The following is a 22,420-nucleotide window of genomic DNA, read 5'->3' on the forward strand; positions in this document are numbered from 1 at the left end:
GCTTCACCTCCAGTAGCCGTTGGCGCGAAACCAGTCGAGCGCATCGCGCAAACCGTCGGTATGGGGGCGGGCGCGATAGCCCAGCTCGCGCTGCGCCTTCGCAGAACTAAAAAACATGTGGTAACGTGACATCCGCAACGCATCGACGGTGACGAACGGCTCACGGCCCGTCAATTGCGCGACGCCTTGCGCCGCCAGCGCAAGCGGATACAACGGCCAGCGCGGCAGCTCAATCGACGGCGGCTTGCGGCCGACCATCCGCGCGATCGCTGCCAACATCTCGCGCAGCAGCACGTCGTCGCCGCCGAGGATATAGCGCTCGCCGACTCGCCCGTGGTCCATTGCCAGCAGATGGCCCTGTGCGACATCGTCCACATGCACGAGATTCAAGCCGGTATCGACGAAGGCCGGGATCTTGCCGGTCGCCGCTTCAATGATGATGCGTCCGGTCGGCGTAGGCTTGATGTCACGCGGCCCAATCGGTGTAGACGGGTTTACAATCACCGCCGGCAGCCCTTGCTGCGCGACCATCTGCTCAACGATACGCTCGGCGGCCACCTTGCTGCGCTTGTAGACGCCGATCGTGCTTGCCTCATCGGCTGGCGCGGTCTCGTCCACCGGAGCGGTGGCGCCGCTCACGCGCAGTGTCGCGACGCTGCTCGTATAGACGACTCGTTCGACACGCCGACGCAGCGCTGCTTGCATCACGCAGCGGGTTCCGTCGGCGTTGGCACGCATGATTTCATGACTGTCAGGCGCCCACAGCCGGTAGTCCGCCGCCACGTGGAACAACACATCGACCTGATCGAGCGCACGCTCAACCGATGCTGCATCGCGCATGTCGCCTTCGACCAGCTCGATATCCAGGCCGCGCAAGTTGCCGCGCGGACTGCTCTCCCGGACCAGCGCGCGTACACGATAGCCGCGCGCGAGCGCGGCCCGGGTCAGCGCCGAGCCAACAAAACCGGACGCGCCGGTCACCAGCACGCGGACCGACATTACGCCTTGGACTGACGCAATTCGGCCAGCTTGATCTCGACGTGCCGCGAGAACACGTACTCGGCCGGACGCTGACGATCGAGCGAGACGTCCGGCGCGAATGGACCCTCGGTTTTCACGCCGCGCAGCGACACACCGAGCGCACGCAACGGATGGGAGAGCGTATCGTTCACCGCGGTCGCTTCGTAGCCACTGTGGACCATGCAATCCGCGCACTTCTCATAGTTGCCCGTGCCGTACCGGTCCCAGTCGGTCGTCTCCATCAACTCGCGATAGGTCTTCGTGTAACCTTCGCCAAGCAGGTAGCACGGCCGCTGCCAGCCGAACACGGTGCGGGTCGGATTGCCCCACGGCGTGCAATGGTACGTGCGGTTGCCGGCGAGGAAATCGAGGAACAGGCTGGACTGGCTGAACGACCACGCCTTGCCGCCCTTGCCGCGCCGCAGGATGTCGCGAAACAGGTTCTTAGTCTTTTCGCGATTCAGGAAATGCTGCTGGTCCGGCGCACGCTCATAGGCATAGCCGGGGGACACGGTGATCCCGTCAACGCCGAGCCGCTTGACCTCATCGAAGAATGTCGCGACCTGCTCCGGTTGCGCATCGTTGAATAACGTGCAATTGATGTTGACACGGAAGCCCCGCGACTTGGCCAGCTTAATCGCCGACACGCAACGGTCGTACACGCCCTCTTGGCAGACCGACTTGTCATGCATCTCGCGGTCGCCGTCCAGGTGGATCGACCAGACGAAGAAGGGGCTCGGCTGGTAATCGTCGATCTTCTTTTCGAGCAGCAACGCGTTTGTGCACAAGTAGACGAATTTGCGGCGTGCAATGATGCCTTTGACGATCTCAGGCATTTCCTTGTGCAGCAACGGCTCACCGCCGGCGATCGAGACCACCGGCGCCCCGCATTCGTCGACCGCTTCGAGCGCCTCGGCCAACGATACACGCTGGTTCAAGATGGGATCCGGATAGTCGATTTTGCCGCAACCCGAGCACGCCAGGTTGCAGCGGAACAGCGGCTCGAGCATCAGCACGAGCGGATAATGCTTGTTGCGCTTCAGTCGCTGCTTGACCAGGTAAGCGCCGACGTACGCGGATTGCAGAAATGGGATGGCCAACTTCGACTCCTTTGCTTCACGCGGTCAGTTCAGCCGGCAGCCTGAACTGGATGTTTTCTTCAATGCCGTCCATGACCGATACGTCAACCGGGCCGAGCCGACGCAGTGCGTCGATCACGTCGTTGACCATCGATTCCGGCGCCGATGCGCCCGCAGTGATCCCGATGGTGTTCGCCCCGCGGACCCACTGTGGATTGAGTTCGCTGCCGTCGGCGAGCAAGTAGCTCGGCACGCCCGATTCGGCACCGATCTCACGCAGTCGGTTTGAGTTCGAGCTGTTGGTTGCGCCGACCACCAGCAGCACATCCGCGCGCTTGCACAATTCGCGCACCGCAGTCTGCCGGTTCTGCGTCGCATAGCAGATGTCTTTCGTATCCGGACCGACAATATCGGTAAAACGCCGCTTCAACGCCGCAATGATGCCGCGCGTCTCATCGACCGACAGCGTCGTCTGAGTCACATAGGAGACCGGCGTATCCACCGGGATGTCGAGCCGCTCAACGTCCGCCTCAGTCTCCACCAGCGACACCGGCCCGTCGATCTGCCCCATCGTGCCAAGGATCTCCGGGTGGCCGGCGTGGCCAATCAGGATCACCTGGCGGCCGTTCTTCAGATAGTTCTTGCCCTGCAGATGGACCTTGGTCACCAGCGGACAGGTCGCATTGAGCACCCGCAAGCCCCGCTCGTGAGCCTCGTCCTCGACCGCTTTGGCAACGCCATGCGCGCTGAAGATTGTCACCGCTCCCGGCGGCGCCTCAGACAGCTCATCGATAAAACGCGCGCCCTTAGCTTTCAGCGACTCCACCACATGTCGATTGTGGACAATTTCATGGCGCACATAAACAGGGGCGCCGTATTTCTGCAACGCGCGCTCGACGATTTCGATCGCGCGAACCACGCCGGCGCAAAACCCGCGGGGTTGAGCAAGAATAACTTGCATAACGTTCTCCATAGGCGGTGAGCGATTCTAACGCTCATGGCCGATTCATGCCGGGTCAACGGCGCCACCTGCTGCGGAAAACGCAACAATACGCTGCAAACGGCTTGAATTACAAGCGCTACTGACCGAAACGCGCATTGTGCGCACTGAGGTACTGAATCAGTCCCTCGACCCCGCCTTGCGCGATCTGGCTCGCGAACTGCTGCTGATAAATCTGGATCAACCACGCGCCCATCATGTCGATGTCGTAAATCCTCCAGCCGTCTTGTCCTTTACCGAGCCGGTAGCCGACCGCCATGTCATCGCCGCTGCCTTGCACACGAGTCTTGACCACTGCATCCGTTCCTTTGGCGCTGAGCGTCGCCGGCTCGAAGCGGAACCGCACATTCTGATCGCGAATCTGCGTCAACTGCAACGCATACGTATGCACGAGCAGCATCTGGAACTGCTCGACTAGTTGCTTGCGCTGCTCCGGCACCGCCTGGTTCCAGGCCGCCGCGCCAACGGCAATACGCGTCGTCCTGGCAAAGTCGGTGTACGGTAAGAACTCACGTTCGACGATCTTGGATGTCGCGTTGACATCGCCACTGCGCGCGGCGGCATCGGCACGCGTCGCCTTGACCACGTTTTCCACCGCGCTGCGCACCGCATCGTTCGGGCTCGCGGCACCGCTTTTCGGCTTCTGGGCGAGCGCCGTACCCGCCATACCGAATACGGACAGCGCCACCAGCAAAGTCAACCATTTTTTCATCGCAATTTTTCCACGAAAGTCATATCGACTGCCTTGCATCCACCTTTTGCCGCAATAACCGGCGTTCCGCGGCCGTAGCTTAACGCAACTCGGCTTGCCGCGCGGTGGCGAACCGGCGTACAGACATGATTTACGCATCACGATTGCTGGCGACGTTGTGTCAAAGCGCTCGCACCACACCCTGTATACTCGGCGCCGAATCTCGCATTTCAGGCCATCCCCATGCTGACTTCGCTCCTCGCCCGCATCGTGCGTTTTTCGACACGGCATACGTACTTCGTCATCGCGGTGTCAATCTTGCTGTGCGCAGCCAGCATTGTGTACATCACGAAACATTTTGCAATCGATACCGACGTCGCCGGGTTGATCGACCAAAACACGCCGTGGGCACAGCGCGGCAAGGCGATCGACGACGCGTTCCCGCAGCGGGCCGACGTCACGTTGGCGGTCATCCAGGCGCCGGCGGCCGAGTTCGCGCAACGCGCAGCGGCCGAGCTGGCCGTGCGGCTCAAATCGGAAACCGCTTACTTCTCGTCCGTGACACGCCCGGATGGCGGCGCATTCTTCGAGCGTCATGGGCTGCTATTCATGTCGCAGAACGAATTGACAGAGTTGACCGGCAAACTGGTCGATGCGCGGCCCCTGCTGAATCGGCTCGCACACGACCCGTCGCTACGCGGGCTATCCAGCCTGCTGTCGGTCACGCTGCTCACGCCACTGCAGACTGGCCAGGTCACGCTGCCCGGCATGGCCAAGCTGCTGGAGCGCAGCGCCGACACGGTCGACGCGGTGCTCGCCGGACAGCCGGCTGGCCTGTCGTGGAGCGCACTGGTTGCGCCAGAGCTGCCCTCGCGCGCGTTCGTGCAAGTGCAGCCGCTGCTCGACTATCGGTCGCTGGAGGCGGGCGCCGCGGCGGCGGCGCGGATCAAGCAGGTGGCGGCCGAGTTGCAGCTGGCGCAGCGTTATGGCGCGAGCGTGCAATTGACCGGCCCACGGCCGCTGGCCGACGAAGAGTTCGGATCCGTCCGCGAAGGTGCGGTGCCCAATGCCATCGGGACATTGCTCACAGTACTGGTCATTCTGTGGTTCGCGGTCCGCTCGCGCCGGATGGTGTTCGCTGTGTTCCTGACGCTGCTGGTCGGCCTTGCGATCACCGCCGCGCTTGGATTGATGATGGTCGGCGCGCTGAACATGATCTCGGTCGCATTCGCCGTGCTGTTCGTCGGGATCGGCGTGGACTTTGGCATTCAGTTCGCCGTACGCTATCGCGAGCAGTTCCACCTGTGCGGCAACCTGGAGCGCGCGCTGGAGGGCACCGCGCGCTCGATCGCGATGCCGCTGTCGCTCGCGGCTGCGGCCACTGCTGCGAGTTTTTTCTCGTTCCTGCCAACCGCATACCGCGGCATATCGGAGCTGGGGCAGATTGCCGGCGTGGGGATTTTGTTCGTCGCGTTGCCGTCCTGCGTGACCCTACTGCCGGCGCTGATCTCGGTACTGCGGCCCACCGGGCGCGGCGCAGCGCCCGGATTCAAGTCGTTCGCCCCGCTGGACGAATTCACTGAGCGCCATCGCAGCCCGCTACTGCTTGTCACGCTCGCACTGGTCGTGGCAGGCTTGCCGCTGCTCACGCAACTGCGCTTTGACTTCAATCCGTTGCATTTGAAAGATCCAAACAGCGAATCGATGCGCACGCTCGCCTCGCTGGCCAGCGCGTCCGACACCGGCGTCAACGATGTCCAATTGCTGGCTGCATCGCTGGATGACGCGCAGCAGGCCGCCAACAAGCTGCGCGCGCTGCCGGAAGTGGGCCGTGTGGTGACCGCCACCAGTTTCGTGCCCGACGACCAGCCGCAGAAGCTGGCCACGATCGCACAGGCGGCACGGCAATTGTTGCCCGTGCTGGAACAAACGCCATCGGACCCCGCACCCGACGGCGCACGCGTGTCAGCGTTGCGCAACGCGGCAGCAATGCTGGAGAATGCGGCACTCGATCACCCGGGGCCTGGTGCAAAAGAAGCCGAACATTTGGCGGTGTCGCTGCGCAAGTTGGCGGCAGCGGACGCGGCCACGCGCGATCGTGCTGAACGCGCGATCGCCGAGCCGCTGCAATTGTCGCTTGCGTCGCTGGCAAACTTGCTCAAGCCCACTTTGATCACACTGCAGACATTGCCGGCCGAGTTGCGTTCGCAATGGATCACCTCCGACGGACGTGCCCTCGTGCAGATCTCGCCCAAACTGGCCACCAGCATGAATCCCGACGAAGATACGAAACTGCGCGCATTCAGTGCAGCCGTGCTGGCCGCCGAGCCGCAAGCCATCGGCGGGCCAATCTCGATCCTGCAGTCAGCGGACACGATCGTGCGCGCGTTCGTGCAGGCCGGCGTGCTGGCGCTGGTGTCGATTACGGTGCTCCTGTGGATGGCGCTACGTAGCTTCGGCGATGTGCTGCGCACGCTAGTGCCGCTGCTGGTCTCGGCGGTCGTGACGCTCGAGTTGTCGGTATTGCTGAATCTGCCGCTGAACTTCGCGAACATCATCGCGCTGCCGCTGCTGCTGGGCGTGGGCGTCGCGTTCAAGATCTACTACGTGATGGCCTGGCGCGCCGGCGCGACGAAACTGCTGCAGTCTGGATTGACTCAGGCGGTGATTTTGTCGGCCGGAACCACCGCAACCGCGTTCGGCAGCCTGTGGTTGTCGCATCATCCGGGGACCTCGAGCATGGGCGAATTGCTCGCACTGTCGCTCGTGTGCACGCTGATCGGCGCGGTGTTCTTCCAGCCGGTGCTGATGGGCAAGCCGCGCGAGCAAGCCGCGCGCAGTACTGTATCGCGGCGTGCCCACGATAAGCAGCGTGCCAACAACGCAAAATCACGCTAGCGTGTGATCACATCGGCTCTCAGGCGGCGGGTGCCGCGTGGCCGATGATGTCACACTGGCCCCATCGTACCGGTGCATGCATGACCGGTTCTGGAGGGGCGGGCACGGCATCGGTATATGCCAGAATGTCAGCCCAATCATCGTCGCTGAAGCTGGGCCATGCCTCTTCGATTTCGGTCAGCAATGGCGGCAGCGGCCTCAGGTCGGTCGGCGGCACACTGGATCTGTCGTGCTGGGCCGTCGCCGCCGCGCCGCGGGTGGTCGATCCGAAACGCTGAACCATACCGGCGACCGACATCGGTTCGGATGACGAAGATGTTCTGAGCCCTTCAAGCGGTGCGGGAACCCGCGTGGTCGTGCTGGCACGGGGCACGACAGACGACGGCAAGTCTAAGTCTGGTTCGTGCTCCGGTGGCAGGGTCGGGGAACCAGGATAATACCCGGCAGACTGGCTGGCTTGTGCGGGAGAGGGCACGGGTCACTCCTTAAATAACAACGCGACAAGCATAACGCAGATATATTGCAGTGCAGAATATATCCACGACGCAGCATACCGCAGATCCGAATACACGGTGGGGCGCAACGCTCCAGCTAGCATCATGTCGGTGGCCGACGCCTCCAGGCAATGCTAAGCCATCCTTTATGTCACACCATCCTTTGCTAAGCTGCACGCGGATAGTTTCCCACGCGGTAGCCGAGCAGTGACGCCAACCGATTGGCCGCGGCAATATACTGGTCTTCCGAAATCGTGCCGTTCGCCTGTAGCGCCTCCAACGCAGACATCGCTTGCTGCGCGTCATCCGATTCCGCGTCATCGGCCTGCGCCTCGTCGCCCTGTCGCGGCACTGGCGCGATCACCCCGCCAACTTCCTTGGCCCGCCGGCGCAGCGGCTGAGTCATCCCGTCCGGCAGCAACACCAATTCCGCCAGATTCATCGGCAGCCGGCCATCGACGGCGGCAGCCTCCAACATGGCCTTCAGCGTGCTGTCGGACACCGAGCCCGCCAACGCCGGCTCGCCGAACCCGGGTACATACCGGCACACGGCCTCCCGCAGTGCGCGGGTGGAGCGCGGGTACAGGGACTGCCGGATGGCTTCGCGTAGCATGCTGCGATACGTCGACCCGTCGTTCGAATCGTCCGACGGCGCTATCGCGTGTTCCGCCCGCTGGGCGGCGCGCAACATCGCACGCAGCCGGCGGCGCTCGACGTGCTGCGTCAGCGAACGCACCAATGCACGCAAGTCATCATGGGTCAGCCTGTCCGACGGGCGTGGCTCGCCGCCCTCGGCACGCACGTCTGACATCTGTGACTCGTCGTCATCGGTCAGCACCGCTGACAGCCGCGGCTCGTCGTCATGGCTCGGCGCATTCAGTTCGAGCCCGAGTTCACTGAGTGGCATGCCGTGTGCGGCCAGGTATCGGGCGGACGGCAACCGCAACAACGAATCGCGCCGCTGCGCGCCAACCGATGATAGCGGCGACACCGGTTCGGCTTGCCAAACCGGGAGCGGATACCAAGCGCTGTCCAACTCCATGGCAGCTTCCGTCCATGGCGCATGATAGAGCGGATGCCAATCAGTATCGAAATGCGCGTCCAGCTGTCGCGCCAGAGAGCCGCGCCGCGTTGCTGTGATATCAACGCTGTCAGCCGCGCTCGAGCGGCGGCGTTGCAATCCGTCGAGCATGATAGGCGTGTGCTGTGCCGAAGCGGTGGCCGACGAGCGTTGCAGCGGAGCGCTTCGTTCGTCCGAGGGCGACACGACGCGGACCGAACATATGGATAGTCTCGACACCGATTCCTCCATCGACATTTGAAACGCCGGGAGGATAGCGCCGCGTCATCGTTGCCGCGACACGGAAGCGAGGTCGCGGCCAACGCCCGCGAATGTCCACGCCTTATCCGGTTGACCGGCAACGGGCCGATAGCACAAGAATAACTACGCCGTTCACTTGCCCTGCGTCACGCGAACGGGTGAACGGGACAGACGATCGGTGATGCCGCGGCGAATCGACGCGGCAATGCCGGCCGCGTCGAGCCCCACTGAGGCAAGCTGCTGCGCCGCATCGCCATGGTCAATGAACGTATCGGGCAAGCCGAGTTGCACCAGCGGCACGAGCTTGTCGTGACACGCCAGCGCTTGCGCGACGGCCGAGCCGGCACCGCCCATCAACGTCCCTTCCTCGACAGTCACGAGTAGCTCATGCGTGTCGGCGAGCTGCCGCACGAGCGCCTCGTCCAGCGGCTTCACAAAACGCATGTTCGCCACCGTCGCGTCGAACTCCTGCGCCGCCGTCAGGCTCGGCGTCAGCATCGAGCCGAACGCCAGGATCGCCACCCGGTGGCCGGCCGGCGCATGCGACTGCCGTCGAATCTCCCCCTTGCCCACCGGCACTGCGCTCAGCCGCTTTTGCGGGGCCACTCCAGGCCCCGTACCCCGCGGATAGCGCACCGCGCTCGGCCCGTCAAGCTGCAAGCCCGTGTGCAGCATCTGCCGGCACTCGTTCTCGTCGGCCGGCGCCATTACGACCATGTTCGGGATGCAGCGCAGGTACGCCATGTCGTAGGCGCCCGCATGCGTGGCCCCGTCCGCGCCCACCAGCCCCGCGCGGTCCAGCGCGAACATCACCGGCAGGTTCTGCAACGCCACGTCATGGATCAACTGGTCGTAGCCGCGCTGCAGAAACGTCGAGTAGATCGCCACCACCGGCTTCAACCCTTCGGCCGCCAACCCGCCGGCGAAGGTCACCGCGTGCTGCTCGGCAATGCCCACGTCAAAATAGCGTTGCGGGAAGCGCTGCTCGAACTCCACCAGCCCCGAGCCCTCGCGCATCGCCGGCGTGATGCCCACCACCCGCGGGTCCAGTTCCGCCGCATCGCACAGCCATTCGCCGAAGACCTTGGTGTAGGTTTTCTTAGCGGTGCCGCCAGGCTTGATGCCCTCATCCGGATTAAACTTGCCCGGACCGTGGTACAGCACCGGATCGGCCTCGGCCAGCTTGTAGCCCTGGCCTTTTTTCGTCACCACGTGTAGGAACTGTGGTCGACTCATCTGCTTCAGGTTCTCGAGCGTCGGAATTAGCGCATCGAGGTCATGCCCATCGATCGGACCGATGTAGTTAAAGCCAAACTCTTCGAACAGCGTCGCCGGCGTGACCATGCCCTTCGCATGCTCCTCAAGCTTGTGCGCAAGTTCCAGCATCGGCGGCGGCAAAATCTTGCGCATGCCCTCCTTCGCACTCGCGTAGAAGCGTCCGGACATCAGCTTGACCAGATACCGGTTCAATGCGCCAACCGGCGGCGAAATCGACATGTCATTGTCGTTCAGGATCACTAACAACGGGATGTCCTCACACACGCCGGCGTTGTTCAGCGCCTCGAATGCCTCGCCGGCGGTCATCGCGCCGTCGCCAATCACCGCGATCGCACGACGATGCTCACCCTTGAGCTTGCTTGCTACCGCCATGCCCAGCGCCGCCGAAATCGACGTGCTCGAATGGGCGGTACCAAACGCATCGAACTCCGACTCCGAGCGGCGGGGGAAACCCGAGATGCCATTCCACTGGCGCAGCGTGCTCATCTGGTCCCGCCGCCCGGTCAGGATCTTGTGCGGATAGGTCTGGTGGCCGACGTCCCAAACAATCCGGTCCTTCGGTGTCTCGAACACATAGTGCAACGCGATCGTCAACTCGACGGTGCCGAGATTGGACGACAAGTGACCGCCGGTGCGCGACACGCTGTCGAGCACGAAGGCCCTGAGTTCATGGGCCAGCGCCTTCAAATCCGCGCGCGACAGCGAACGCAGCTGGGCGGGATGGTCGATCGTGGAAAGTAGTTGGGTCATCGTGGTTATCCGTATGACGCCGGTCTGTGCCGGCCGACTGGTTCGATCCTGCTGTGCCGCCACACCGGAGCCGGGCTGCGCCGCCGCACCGGAGCCGAGGCGATGCCCGCCGCCTCACGCCAGCAGCTGTCCGAACGCACGCAGCAACCGGTCCATGTCGTGCGCCGTCAGATTGCCCATCGTCGAGATGCGGAACAACTCGGCCGCCAAGCCGCCCTGCCCCGCATAGATGACGAATCCATGCAGTTTCAATGCATCGTGCAATTGGACGTAGTCAATCGTCGGCGGTAACCGGTACGCGCGCAGCACGACCGACGATTCCTGCGGCGGCAGTACGCCATCCACGCCCAGGCGCGCCAAACCGTCACGCACTTGCTCGGCCAGCTTGCGATAACGCGCATGACGCTCGCGCCAGCCGCCCTCGTCCTCAAGCTCGCGCAGTGCCTCGACCAGCGCGTAATAGGCGTGCACCGACGGCGTAAACGGCGTATTGCGCTCGTCCTGCAAGCACGCCAGCCGCCCAAGGTCTAGGTAAAACGCCCGGCTTGCCGCGTCGGCCAGCGCCGCGCGACGCACCACGACGAATGAGGCCCCCGGCACCCCATGCAAGCATTTGTTCGCTGTCGCCGCGACCGCGACGAGCGCAGGATCGGCAAAGTCGATCGCCTCTGCACCGAAGCTGCTAACGCCATCCAGCAGCACGCCGACGCCGCGTGCGCGACACGCGTTGAGCACGCCCCCGAGATCGTTCAAGCGGCCCGTAGTCGTCTCATGGTGCACCAGCGCAACGTGGGTAAACGGCCGTTGCGCGCGCGCCGCGTCATCCAGCCACGCCGCCAACGCCTGGACATCGGGCGCGTCGATCCATCGATGTACCGCCACTTCGTGGTTAATCCGATAGTGACGTGCGATATGCGTGATCCGCTCGCCATACACGCCGTTCTCCACCACCAGCAGGCGGCCATGCTCCGGCACCAGCGCGGCAACCATGCTCTCCACCGCGGCCGTGCCCGACGCAGTGATCAGGACTGCTTGCCACTGGATGGGATCGAGCGCATAGACATCCAACAGGCGTTCGCGCGCCTCTTGCTGCAAATCGTAGAATTCCGGCTCGCGATGGCACAGGTCGGGCTGCAGCAAGCTCTGTCGCACGCGTTCCGTCAGCGTGACCGGCCCCGGGTTCAGTAACAGCATCAGCGGCCTCCCGCACCATGTGCGATGTGGTTCATCAAGCGCCTTTTCACTTGCTCCGGCGTCACGCATGGCCGTGGCAGGCCCTCTGGCGTACCGGGCCGTATTTTGATACACGCGAAACGCGGCCCGTCGCCGAGCGGCTCGGCGTTGAAAACCCGCCGCAGCGCACCGAGATCGTCCCCTTCAATCACCAGCCCGTACCCACACGCCGCGGCCACGCCCGCGAACGACATGCCAGGTGATACGGTCGCCTGGCCACCAGTCGAATCGTGTACGCCGTTGTCTAGCACAATATGCACGAGGTTGGCCGCCCCATAGGCGCCCAGCGTCGCAAACGCGCCCATGCGCATCAACGCGGCACCATCGCCATCGAGCGCCACCACGCGCAGGTCAGGCCGCGCCAGCGCGAGTCCGATCGCCATCGTCATCACGCAGCCCATCGAGCCAACCATATACAATTGGTTTGGCCGGTCGTGCAGCGCATACAGTTCACGACCACAGAAACCGGTGGACGCCAATACCACGCTGCCCTGCACCGGTGTTGCGTCGATCACGCCGCGCAGTACGTCGCTGCGCGACGGCAATGCGTCACAGGACGTGCCGCGCAGCGTCGATTCGACCGGCACCGCCGCGCGCCGTGCGTGGGCAGTGGCGCCGCGCAGCGGATAGGGCGCGACGCTCCCCTTCTGCATGACCAGCGCATAGGGCCGACCGGTAGCGTCCATATGCGCGATCGCCCGATCCAATGCCGGACCGATATCCGCTGCGTCGGTCGGAAAGGTCTCCCATGCAATCTCCATCGTCTGGAGCATCGCCGGCGTAATCGGCCCCATCAACGCATGCTGCGGCTCGTCGGCCACGCCCGGCTGGCCACGCCAGGTGATGATCAACAACTGCGGCAGCCGGAACGTCCAGGTCAGCGAGGTCAGCGGACTGACGGCGTTGCCGAGCCCGGAGTTCTGCATCATCGTGACACCGCGCCGACCAGCCAGCGTCGTGCCTGCGATCAGTGCGACCGCATCTCCCTCGTTTGCCGCGCTCACATAATGCAGCGATGGCGCCTGCAACACGTAGTTGATGAAAGGTGTTAAAAACGAGCACGGCACGCCCGCGTACCAGTCGAATCCGCGTTCGCGCGCCGCATCAACAAACTGCGCCGCGTCAATCATTGCCACCTCCGGCGCTCGCCTCTGCGATCGGTACCTGCGTATGGGCGAAATCCGCCGCCCGGCGGAAATCATCCAGATCATTGACGCCACGCCAGTGTCCGTGCACATATTGCACTTCGATCTGCTCGCCGGCGTCAACTAGCGCATTGAGCAGCGCCGGCATATCTAGCGAATCGAAGTCGCCGCGCTCGCGCAGCGTCGCGAAAATACGCCGAAGTTTGTCGCGTCCTTCGCCACGCACGCCCAGCAGGCCAATCCAACGCCCGTGCGGCACCGTGCCATCTGGCGCGGCTGCCTCGCTGCTCACGCGCCGCAGCACGACCTTCTGCCCAAACAGGCCCCGGTCGTCGCCACTCGAACAGTACGCGAAATCGCGCACGCTCTGGTTGGTCGGCTGCGTCTGCGACGAATCGACGACCACGCAAAAGTGCGCGTCGCTTTCGACCAGGTTGTGCAGGATATAACTGCGAAACAATAGATCGCCATACGAGATGACGGTATCGTGCTCGAACGCCTGCGTCGCACACACGAGCGACGCCAGTTCACCGGTCGTCTCGTGCCGTTCGTTGACCACCACGCGGATACCCGCCGTGTCGATCGCATCGGCACGGTAACCACCCACGACCGTGATATCGTTCACGCCCTGCTTTTTAAAGCCGTCCACAAGCCAGCGCAACAACGGCTTGCCCGCAATCGGCAACATCACCTTGGGCCGCTGCGCGGTGACCGCCTCCAGCCCGCGTCCCCGGCTCGCGGCCAGCACGACCGCCGCGCGCGGCGCGCGCGCGGCCAAATAGACCCGCTCGGCGGCTGAATATTCGTCCGCGCCTTGCAAACGGAAAATCTCGTTGACCGATGCGATCCGGTCCTCGACGCCGACCAGCGTCTCGCTGTCGTGAATTTCTTTGGCGACGGCCTGCATCGCCGAAGTGGCCGCGCGTATCAAGTGATTCGCCCAGATCACGACACTGATGCCCGCGTTGCGGAAGACCTGCGTCGGCGTGCTGTAGTACTTCGTCGGCACAATCACCAGCGGTGCGCGATGAGCCCATTCACGTGCAAATGCCACGATTTCGTCGGCCCGCGCCAGCTTACTGTGGATCAGAATCGCATCGGCCCCAGCCGCGTGATACGCTTCGGCGCGGCGCAGCGCCTCGTCCATGCCCCAGCCGGCAATCAACGCCTCAACCCGCGCGACAATCGAAAAATCCGGATCATCCTGGGAATCCTTGCCGGCTTTGATCTTGCCGCAGAACTCATCGACATCCGCCAACGGCTGCCGCTCGCCGCCGATGAAGCTGTTGGTCTTTGGGAATTGTTTGTCCTCGATGCACACGCCGGCCACGCCGCGCTGCTCCAGCTTTTTGACCAGCCGCCGGACGTTGTTGAAATTGCCGTAGCCGGTATCGCCGTCAAGCAGGATGGGTAGGTCGCTCGCGTCAACCATGAATTCCAGCGTGTCGACCACCTGTGTCCAGCTCGCCTCATTGTTATCGCGCACACCGTATTGCGCCGAGATCGCTAGGCCTGACGCCCAGATGGCATCAAAACCCGCTTCGCGCACGATCCGCGCGGACAGCCCGTTGTGCGCCTCCATCATGAATTCCAGCTTATCGGAAGTCAGCATGCGGCGCAGCCGCGCCGCACGGCTTTGCGCGCGCACAACCAAGGTATCGGGGGCGTTCATGAATTCAATAAGCTCCTGTCTCAACGCGACGCGATCGTACTCGCGGCGAACACCGGCTGCAGCAGGGGCAGCACTTGCGTTCTCGCACGCTCGACGTCCGCAGCAAAATCAATTTCGATCCATGGTGCACCGGTCACGTCGGCCACGTCGAAGACATGGCTGCGCTCGAGCAGCAGGTCCCGCAGCGCTTCCTCGTGTGGCAAATTCGCGCGGCCGCTGCCGACATAGTCGGCCGCGATCTGCGCCAGACGCCGCGCGGCCCCCTCAGTCAGGCGGAAAAACCCGACCGACTCGCCCATCGTGTCGTACCGCAGGTCGGCCGCGACCTGCTTGCGCAACTCGACGGGCACACCGTCACGCAAGCATAGCTTGACCGGTTCGTCGCCCGGCTCGAAATCACGATCGATCAGCAACCGATTCGCATGCTCGCCAGCCACCAGTGGCAGCATGAGACGCTCGTCGTACAGCACGTCGGCATCCATCAGCAACACGTCTCCACCCGCGCACAACGCGTCGGATACCGTGTGCACCGTCAGCACGCTGCCCAGCTCGTAGTCCGAGTTAAGCACGAAGCGCGGCGGCGGCGTCCAACACAGGCGCAGCAGCTCGGCTTCGATCATCTCGTGGTGAAAGCCCAAGGCCAGTACGATTTCGTCGACACCGGCTGCCCTGAGCCAATGCAAATGGCGCTCGAGCAGCGTCATGCCGTCGAACTGTAGCAAGCATTTGGGTGAGTGCTTGTTCTCGGGCTGGACTAAGCGCAGGCCGCGACCCGCAGCAAGAATAATGGCGCGCACTGATGCTCCCGTGTGATTCGTCTATGAGTGTGATTCGCAGCGCCGGGCGAGGCGCTCAAATCAACATGTTGCGCTATTCGGCACGCTAGTCGGCCGCCGGCATCCGCATAGCCCGGCGGCGTTGCCAGCCGCGCTCAGAAAAATGCAGGTACACCAGGCCCGGCACGCCAAGCAGGATCTCGCGGGCGCGCTTGGCCAGCGACAGCGCGAGAGCCGTGTCCGGCGGCAAGCCGACCAGCGGCGCAAGCAGCAGGTACCCGCCCTCCTGCACGCCAAGCGAGCCCGGGATCATGAACGCCGCGCCGCGGATGGCCTGCCCGATGCTCTCGAGCAACAGTGCATCGACCCAGCCGACCGGATGTCCAATCAACTGCAGGATCAGCCAGACTTCCCCGGTGCCAATGATCCAGCCGGACAGGCTCAATGCGAAGCTTGCCGCCACCGCGCGCGGCTGCCGATACAGCGTGGCCACGTGCGCATCCACCGCATCGGCGCGCTCGAAGAGCGCCGACCAGTCGCGTCCCGCCGACAGCTTAGACATCACGCGTGAGAGCCGCCCGAACAAGCGCCGCCGTTGCGCCAGGTAAAAACCGTACAGCAGCAGCGCAAAGCCCGCGCTCGCGGCCAGCAACGGCGTGCGCAGACCGCCGAGCGCACCATGCGCCGCATCAGCCGCGAACACCGCCAGACCCAGCAGCGCGAACACGACTTGCGCGATCGTTTGCCACGTCGTGCTGACGGTGATCACCGCCGCCGATTCCGGCAGCGACAATCGACGCTGCGCCAGATGCCGCACCATCAGCAACGGCCCGCCGATCTGGCCGGCCGGCAGCAGGCTGTTGACCGATTCGCCTGCCCAGCGCGTCAACAGCGCGTCACCGATCGTCACGCCGCCGCGTTCACCCGCCAGCACACCGCCGCGCTCACTCGCCAGCACACGGATCGCCGCCGCGTCGACCACCATCGGCAGACCATGGAACGCGGCCACGAGCAGCAAGCCTGAGCCGGCGGCCGACAACGCGGCCATCAACGGTGCGATACCCTGCCATGCCAGCAGCCCGACGAACAGCGACGCGCCGATCGTCAACGAAATCCACGCTGCACGTGTCATGTGCGCGTTCGCCTGCCGGTCCACTGCCGAAATACTTGTCGAAAACCGAAGTAAGCGATTGCGTCCTTCATGTTCGATACGAACCGCTGGAACCGCCCCATGCTCGGATCGGTCACGTACTCGAATGTCAACGATACGCGCCGCTCGTCCGCGCCCAACGACGTAACCCGATGATGCAGCTTGTCTCCATCGAAAAAGACCAGAGCGCCAGGCGGCAACTGCACTGCCGCCTCGACGACGGGTATGCCCGGCTCACGAGTGTGCAGCCGGTATTCCAGCTTGCACGACGATTCGTCAACCACGCCCAGCAGCAACGTGTATCGCCGGCCGTTGTAGTACGACGTATCGTAGTGCCAGCCGATATGATCACCGGGCTTGGTATAGAAATAGAGCGCGTATGCGTGAGGATCCGTGTCAGGACAGGCCATCAGGCGGTCCCCGCACAGTGCCTCCAGCCAGCGGATCAACGCTGGCGAACGATACAATTCGGCGATCACCGGTGCAAGCCGGTCGATCGCATGCCTGCTGACACTGCCGCCCTGCTTGTGTCCAGGCAGGTAGTTGCGGTTCACTGCGCCGTCGACCCGGCGCACTGCGTCCACGAGCCGGGCAGTCATGTCCGGCGCCAGAAATGTGTCGAGGAACAGGAACGCGCCCTGGTCAGCGAACGTCTCGCGCAGCAGCTCGGTATCGAGCGTCGCGATGCGCTCGTGCAACGACGCGTCCATTGCCGTGCTGCCCTGATGTCCAGCGCCCGCGCCGTCGCGGGCCAGTCCGGCCGCGACAGTCATGGCGTCGTGCCGTAATGGGTTGCCGCAGCAGCCCCCGTGCCCCGCCGCATTGTGCGGCGATAGTCAATCGCGACCCACACCGCGAACAGTGGCGCGCCGATTGCCGCCGCCAACAGGAACGGCGTCACGCCATCCAGCAACGTGACCAACGGCAGCAGGTAAAGTACGTCCTCGGTTTCAAAGCCGGCCAAAAACGCCTGGCGCGTGCCGGCCTTGCCCGCGCGCTGCTCGATGCGCATGCGCAGGAAGAAAATCAACGCCACAGCTAGGCCGGCCACCCAGCCGAGCCATACAGGCGCCGCCGGCAACGTTGAGTGCACATCGGCGGGGACACCCAACCCCATGCCGACGAACAGCCCGATCGTAACTAGCGCGTCCGCCGCGAGGTCGTAGAAGTGGCCCAGGCGGCTCGATTTACCGCTGATGCGAGCCAACTCACCGTCCGTATGGTCAACGAAATTGGATAGCACGATCAGCAACGCGCCGACGTTGGCCCAACCATATCCACCACTGGCCAGCGCGGCCGCGCCGGCCAGGCCGATCAATAGGCGCAGCGTCGTCAGGTAGTTCGGCGTGACCGAGGTGTCCTTCAATGGCATCACGAGCCGGCGAGCGAGCCGCGCATCCCATTGCCGAGGCGGCGGTGGCATGTCGGATGACATCCCGAATGCCCTATTCTGTCTTTTTTCCATCCCGGAAATATAACCTTTCTGTGCGCCCGTTGCAGTCCAGGGCCACCTATGCAACGCGGTGATCCCGATGGGAACCCCAGATTGACTAGGTTTCGGCTGGGTTCACCACAGGTTTATCCACAGAAACTGTTGATAACTTTTACGCACATTCGGCCAACATTGTCATGCTTCGCCCAACCACTTGACATCCGGTCAAACCCGACGTAGCCCTCATCGCAGGTGACCCGACGCACCGGTTGCATCGACACCGCCCGCGGTCGCGGCGCCCGTCATCCGCGACAGCACGTGCGAGGTCATGCCGCGCGCCAACTCGCTATCCCCAACAAACACGGTGCCGACTCGTTCCGATTGGAGCAGCGCGGCCTCGTCGTCGTTGTCAGTGCATAACACCGCTTCGATAGACGGGTTCAGCGTGCGGGCGGTGTCGACGATCTTGCGAACATCGAATGTGTCCGGCAACGTCACCACCAGCATCCCGGCGCGAGCGACATGCGCCTGCACCAGTACCATCGGATCGGACGCATCGCCGCACACGGCGGGCACCTGCTCGGCGCGCAGCTTCTCGACGATATCGCGATGCTGCTCGGCCACCACATACGGAATCCGATGTGCGGCCAGCGTCTGCGCGACACGGCGCCCGACCCGGCCATAGCCGACGATCACGACTTGGCCGGTCAGGTGTGCCTGCGGCACCGTCATCGGCAACGCAGCGAGCGGATCCTCGCGGCATTCCATCCGTCGCGCTAGGCTGGAACGACTACGGATCCATGCCTGCGCCGGCTCGATCGCGGCGAACACGAGCGAATTCAACGCAATGGAGATCAGCGAGCCGGCCAGGATCAAGTCCTGCCCCTCTTTTGGCAACAAGCCGAGCGACATCCCCAGTCCGGCCAGGATGAACGAAAACTCGCCGATTTGCGCAAGGCTCGCGCCGACGGTCAACGCGCTGTTCAGCGGATAGCGGAAGGCCAGCACCAGCGCCACCGCCGCCACGGTCTTGCCGACCATGATGATCGCGACCACGCCGAGCACGTGTAACGGCGCGTTGATCAACACGTGGGGATCGAACAGCATGCCGACCGACACGAAGAACAGCACCGAGAACGCGTCGCGCAACGGCAGCGTTTGGTCCGCCGCGCGATGGCTGAACTCGGACTCGCGCATCATCATGCCGGCGAAAAAGGCGCCCAGCGCGAACGACACGTCGAACAGGCGTGCCGAGCCGTACGCCACACCCACTGCGGCGACGATCACGCACAGTGTGAACAGCTCGCGCGAGCCGGTGCGGGCCACCAGGAACAACAGGCGCGGGAACACCCGGCGGCCGACCACCAACATCAATGCGATGAAGGCGGCGACCTTCGCGAATGTCACGCCGACCATGGCCCACAGGCTGGGCGGCGGCGCGGCGGCGCGCGCTTCGGTCAGTCCCGCGTCATGGTTGCCGTCCGGCGAGCCGCCGAGTAGGCCGGCCAACGGTGGAAGCAACACCAGCACGAGCACCATGACCAGGTCCTCAACGACCAACCAACCGACCGCAATACGACCGTTGGCCGAATCAAGCTGGCCGCGCGCCTCCAGCGCGCGCAGCAACACGACCGTGCTGGCCACTGACAGCGCCAGCCCGAAGACGAGCGACACACCGACCGGCCAGCCCCACCACATCGCCGTGCCCATGCCGAGCGCCGTCGCCACCGCGATCTGGACAATCGCGCCGGGCACAGCGATACGCTTGACGGCCAGCAAGTCGTCGAGCGAGAAATGCAGTCCGACGCCGAACATCAACAGCATCACACCGATCTCGGAAAGCTGGCCGGCAAGCGCCACGTCGCCAACAAAACCCGGCGTCGCGGGCCCGCACAGCACGCCGGCCAGCAGGTAGCCGACCAGCGGCGGCATCTTGAACCACGACGCGGCGTAGCCGAGGATCATCGCGAGCCCGAGCCCGGTTGCGATCAGAGTGATAAGGCTGATGTCGTGAGGCATGCGACTCCTTCAAAAATCCGGGAATAAGCTTACAAAAGCCTTAATGATACGGGAGCTTAGCGCCTTCATGGCGATCGACGTGCTAGAAATGGCTGGATTTACGCACAAAAATGACGCGCGACGAGCCAGCCGGTCGCTGTGCCTGGCACCTCGAGTAAAATTACAGCCTCATCTCAATCAGGGCAGAAGTATGGAGCTTCACGAACAGATCGACGCGGTGCAACGGCTGATTGACCACCTCGCCAGCGCCGGGCCGGCAGATTCGGCAGTTTCGGCGGCTCTGGCTGACCCGGCAACAAAAACGGCCAACGATTCAACACCGCCTCAGTTGCACTTCAACCGTCCGTCGCAAAACGAAATCGTCGTGACACTCGGCGAGCACTCCGTTACGCTCGGGCCCGCCGATATCTCAGCGATCATTGAGGAGTTAGCAATCGCGCGTGCCTCGATGACGCCTGAGCCGCCCGCTACACTGCCGCCGGGCTGGCGCTTCGCGGCAACGCAAGATCCGGCGATCGCTACGCAATCACACAACAATGGCTCGAAACTGGTTGTGTTCCGCCATACCGGCTATGGCTGGGTGCCGTTCACCTTTACGCCGAACATGGTGATAAACCTGCTGGCCACGCTCTCTGCGAAGTAGCGCATTGCCGCGGCGATACGCTACTTGGCTGCTCGCCGATGCGCCCACCTACGCACCATACGATCCACGCCGATCCAGCTAGATGCCGCTTCCTCTCGCATGAATCGAGGGCCGTGAACGCAACGCTTCAACGCAGGGTCAGCGCCGACACTCGCGCGATAGCTTGGCCTTTATTCAAGCCAAGGGATTCGTTCAATGCATCTGGATATCCAGATTTTTCCACCGGCATTTTCCGGAAATTCGGAAAGCACAGCATTGCACCGACCCTCATAACCGTTATCAGTCAAAGACTTATACCCATCGGCCGAGGCTGGCATCGGCCTTGCACATAGAGCGCCCACGGCGCCAAGCCAAGACACAACTACAGCCAGGAGACATCGCATGTCCGTCCGTCGATCCCGCTCACGCTGAGCCCGCGCAGCGCACGCAACGCGTTATCCGCGCACGCCCGTGACGAGATTGTCCGGGCCTGCGATTCTTGTTACAAACGATAAGGGTATCTATCGTGAAAAAACCCCTCTACAAGGTCCTTTACGTCCAGGTTTTATTCGCCATCGCACTGGGCATTCTGCTGGGCCATTACCACCCACAATTAGCCATACAAATGAAACCGCTGGGTGACGCGTTCATCAAGCTCATCAAGATGGTGATCGGACCCATCATTTTCTGCACCGTAGTGTCCGGCATCGCCGGCATGCAGGACATGAAGAAGGTGGGCCGCGTCGGCGGCAAGGCGTTGCTGTACTTCGAGGTCGTCTCGACGTTCGCCCTGCTGATCGGCCTGGTCGCCTCGCATATCCTAAAGCCCGGTGTAGGCTTGAACATTGATCCAACTACGCTCGACAGCAAGGCGGTGTCAGCCTATGCGCAAAAGGCGCATGGCCAGACAACGGTCGACTTCCTAATACACCTGATCCCCGACACATTCTTTAGCGCCTTCGCGCAAGGCGACATCCTGCAGATTCTGCTGATCGCAATCCTGTTCGGCAGCGTGCTGGCTCAGCTGGGTGAGCGCGGCGCCAAGGTGTCCGCATTCATCAGCAGCGTCTCGCAGGTGTTCTTTGGCATGGTGCACCTGATCACGAAGGTCGCGCCGCTCGGCGCGTTCGGTGCAATGGCGTTCACGATCGGCAAGTACGGGGTTGGCTCGCTACTGCCGTTGCTCAAGCTGATGGGCACGTTTTACCTGACGTCGCTGCTGTTCGTGCTGATTGTGCTCGGCACGATTGCGCGTGCCGTCGGCTTCAGCATCGTGCGTTTTCTCGGCTACATTAAGGAAGAGTTGCTGATCGTGCTCGGCACCAGTTCGTCCGAGGCGGCGCTGCCGCACCTGATGGAAAAGCTCGAGAAGCTCGGGTGCTCGCGCTCGGTCGTTGGACTGGTGGTGCCGACCGGTTACTCGTTCAATCTCGACGGCACGAACATTTATATGACGATGGCCGTTCTGTTCATCGCGCAGGCGACCCATACCGACCTGACATGGGGTCAGCAGTTGACACTGCTGGCCGTCGCCATGCTCACGTCCAAGGGCGCGAGCGGCGTCACTGGTGCCGGGTTCATCACGCTCGCCGCGACGCTAGCGGTCGTGCCGACCATTCCGCTCGCCGGCATGGTACTGATCCTCGGCATCGACCGCTTCATGAGCGAGTGTCGTGCGCTGACCAACATCGTCGGCAACGGCGTAGCAACGGTCGTCGTGTCCGCGTGGGAGCACGAACTCGATCGCGACAAGCTCAAGCGCGTGATGCGCCGGCCGGCAAGCATCAAAGCGGAAGCAACCGCATAGGCGCCCGCACGGCGTTGTGCCACAATGATGCCT

General features: G+C 63.4%; 18 protein-coding genes. 3 read left to right on the plus strand and 15 right to left on the minus strand.

Annotated features, from left to right (window positions below):
• Window positions 1-3 precede the first annotated feature (3 nt).
• The 4 genes from hpnA to RA167_RS14660 all read right to left on the minus strand — a co-directional run bounded on the left by hpnA (window position 4) and on the right by RA167_RS14660 (window position 3,811).
• Window positions 4-999, minus strand: coding sequence for a hopanoid-associated sugar epimerase (gene hpnA, locus RA167_RS14645; protein ID WP_076788333.1), 996 nt, complete (start codon window positions 997-999; stop codon window positions 4-6).
• Complete coding sequence (gene hpnH / locus RA167_RS14650; protein WP_076788335.1) at window positions 999-2,120, minus strand: adenosyl-hopene transferase HpnH; 1,122 nt, start codon at window positions 2,118-2,120, stop codon at window positions 999-1,001. Before hpnH ends, hpnA begins: the two co-directional genes overlap by 1 nt.
• A gap of 16 nt (window positions 2,121-2,136) precedes the next feature.
• On the minus strand, window positions 2,137-3,060 hold the full coding sequence (gene ispH / locus RA167_RS14655) for a 4-hydroxy-3-methylbut-2-enyl diphosphate reductase (protein WP_076788685.1): 924 nt from the start codon (window positions 3,058-3,060) through the stop codon (window positions 2,137-2,139).
• 118 nt (window positions 3,061-3,178) lie between these two features.
• On the minus strand, window positions 3,179-3,811 hold the full coding sequence (locus RA167_RS14660; RefSeq protein WP_076788687.1) for an MlaC/ttg2D family ABC transporter substrate-binding protein: 633 nt from the start codon (window positions 3,809-3,811) through the stop codon (window positions 3,179-3,181).
• Window positions 3,812-4,033: 222 nt separating this feature from the next.
• On the opposite strand from RA167_RS14660, the gene RA167_RS14665 reads away from it, so the two are divergent.
• The gene (locus tag RA167_RS14665) at window positions 4,034-6,688 is read left to right on the plus strand and encodes an MMPL family transporter (protein ID WP_076788336.1); all 2,655 of its coding nucleotides are present in this window, start codon (window positions 4,034-4,036) and stop codon (window positions 6,686-6,688) included.
• A gap of 19 nt (window positions 6,689-6,707) precedes the next feature.
• On the opposite strand, the gene RA167_RS14670 is transcribed toward RA167_RS14665, so the two are convergent.
• The 11 genes from RA167_RS14670 to ybaL form a co-directional block, all read right to left on the minus strand.
• Complete coding sequence (locus tag RA167_RS14670; RefSeq protein WP_076788338.1) at window positions 6,708-7,163, minus strand: hypothetical protein; 456 nt, start codon at window positions 7,161-7,163, stop codon at window positions 6,708-6,710.
• Between the two features lie 185 nt (window positions 7,164-7,348).
• Complete coding sequence (locus RA167_RS14675; protein ID WP_237573938.1) at window positions 7,349-8,224, minus strand: hypothetical protein; 876 nt, start codon at window positions 8,222-8,224, stop codon at window positions 7,349-7,351.
• A 411-nt stretch (window positions 8,225-8,635) separates the two neighbouring features.
• Window positions 8,636-10,531: a 1-deoxy-D-xylulose-5-phosphate synthase gene (dxs, locus tag RA167_RS14680; RefSeq protein ID WP_076788339.1), complete on the minus strand. Its 1,896-nt coding sequence runs from the start codon at window positions 10,529-10,531 to the stop codon at window positions 8,636-8,638.
• Between the two features lie 114 nt (window positions 10,532-10,645).
• On the minus strand, window positions 10,646-11,725 hold the full coding sequence (locus tag RA167_RS14685) for a 2-aminoethylphosphonate aminotransferase (protein WP_076788341.1): 1,080 nt from the start codon (window positions 11,723-11,725) through the stop codon (window positions 10,646-10,648).
• On the minus strand, window positions 11,725-12,894 hold the full coding sequence (aepY, locus tag RA167_RS14690) for a phosphonopyruvate decarboxylase (protein ID WP_076788342.1): 1,170 nt from the start codon (window positions 12,892-12,894) through the stop codon (window positions 11,725-11,727). The genes RA167_RS14685 and aepY overlap by 1 nt, the downstream gene beginning before the upstream one ends.
• A complete protein-coding gene (aepX, locus tag RA167_RS14695; protein ID WP_076788344.1) occupies window positions 12,887-14,581 on the minus strand; it encodes a phosphoenolpyruvate mutase in 1,695 nt (564 codons plus the stop codon). The genes aepY and aepX overlap by 8 nt, the downstream gene beginning before the upstream one ends.
• 20 nt (window positions 14,582-14,601) lie before the next feature.
• On the minus strand, window positions 14,602-15,378 hold the full coding sequence (locus RA167_RS14700; protein ID WP_076788345.1) for an NTP transferase domain-containing protein: 777 nt from the start codon (window positions 15,376-15,378) through the stop codon (window positions 14,602-14,604).
• 85 nt (window positions 15,379-15,463) lie between these two features.
• Window positions 15,464-16,489: a lysylphosphatidylglycerol synthase domain-containing protein gene (locus RA167_RS14705; RefSeq protein ID WP_076788690.1), complete on the minus strand. Its 1,026-nt coding sequence runs from the start codon at window positions 16,487-16,489 to the stop codon at window positions 15,464-15,466.
• Window positions 16,486-17,280 (minus strand): HalD/BesD family halogenase, encoded by a 795-nt coding sequence (locus RA167_RS14710; RefSeq protein WP_076788347.1) that lies wholly within the window; start codon window positions 17,278-17,280, stop codon window positions 16,486-16,488. The genes RA167_RS14705 and RA167_RS14710 overlap by 4 nt, the downstream gene beginning before the upstream one ends.
• Window positions 17,277-17,942 carry a CDP-alcohol phosphatidyltransferase family protein gene (locus RA167_RS14715; RefSeq protein ID WP_422393165.1) on the minus strand — a complete coding sequence of 222 codons (666 nt, stop codon included), beginning with the start codon at window positions 17,940-17,942 and terminating at the stop codon, window positions 17,277-17,279. The genes RA167_RS14710 and RA167_RS14715 overlap by 4 nt, the downstream gene beginning before the upstream one ends.
• 240 nt (window positions 17,943-18,182) lie before the next feature.
• A complete protein-coding gene (gene ybaL, locus RA167_RS14720) occupies window positions 18,183-19,958 on the minus strand; it encodes a YbaL family putative K(+) efflux transporter (protein WP_076788350.1) in 1,776 nt (591 codons plus the stop codon).
• A gap of 67 nt (window positions 19,959-20,025) precedes the next feature.
• Between ybaL and RA167_RS14725 the strand changes: the two genes are divergently transcribed.
• Window positions 20,026-20,601, plus strand: coding sequence for a hypothetical protein (locus tag RA167_RS14725; RefSeq protein WP_338877425.1), 576 nt, complete (start codon window positions 20,026-20,028; stop codon window positions 20,599-20,601).
• A 502-nt stretch (window positions 20,602-21,103) separates the two neighbouring features.
• Complete coding sequence (locus tag RA167_RS14730) at window positions 21,104-22,387, plus strand: dicarboxylate/amino acid:cation symporter (protein ID WP_076788692.1); 1,284 nt, start codon at window positions 21,104-21,106, stop codon at window positions 22,385-22,387.
• Window positions 22,388-22,420 lie beyond the last annotated feature (33 nt).

Source organism: Mycetohabitans endofungorum (genome assembly GCF_037477895.1).
Classification (GTDB): Bacteria; Pseudomonadota; Gammaproteobacteria; order Burkholderiales; family Burkholderiaceae; genus Mycetohabitans.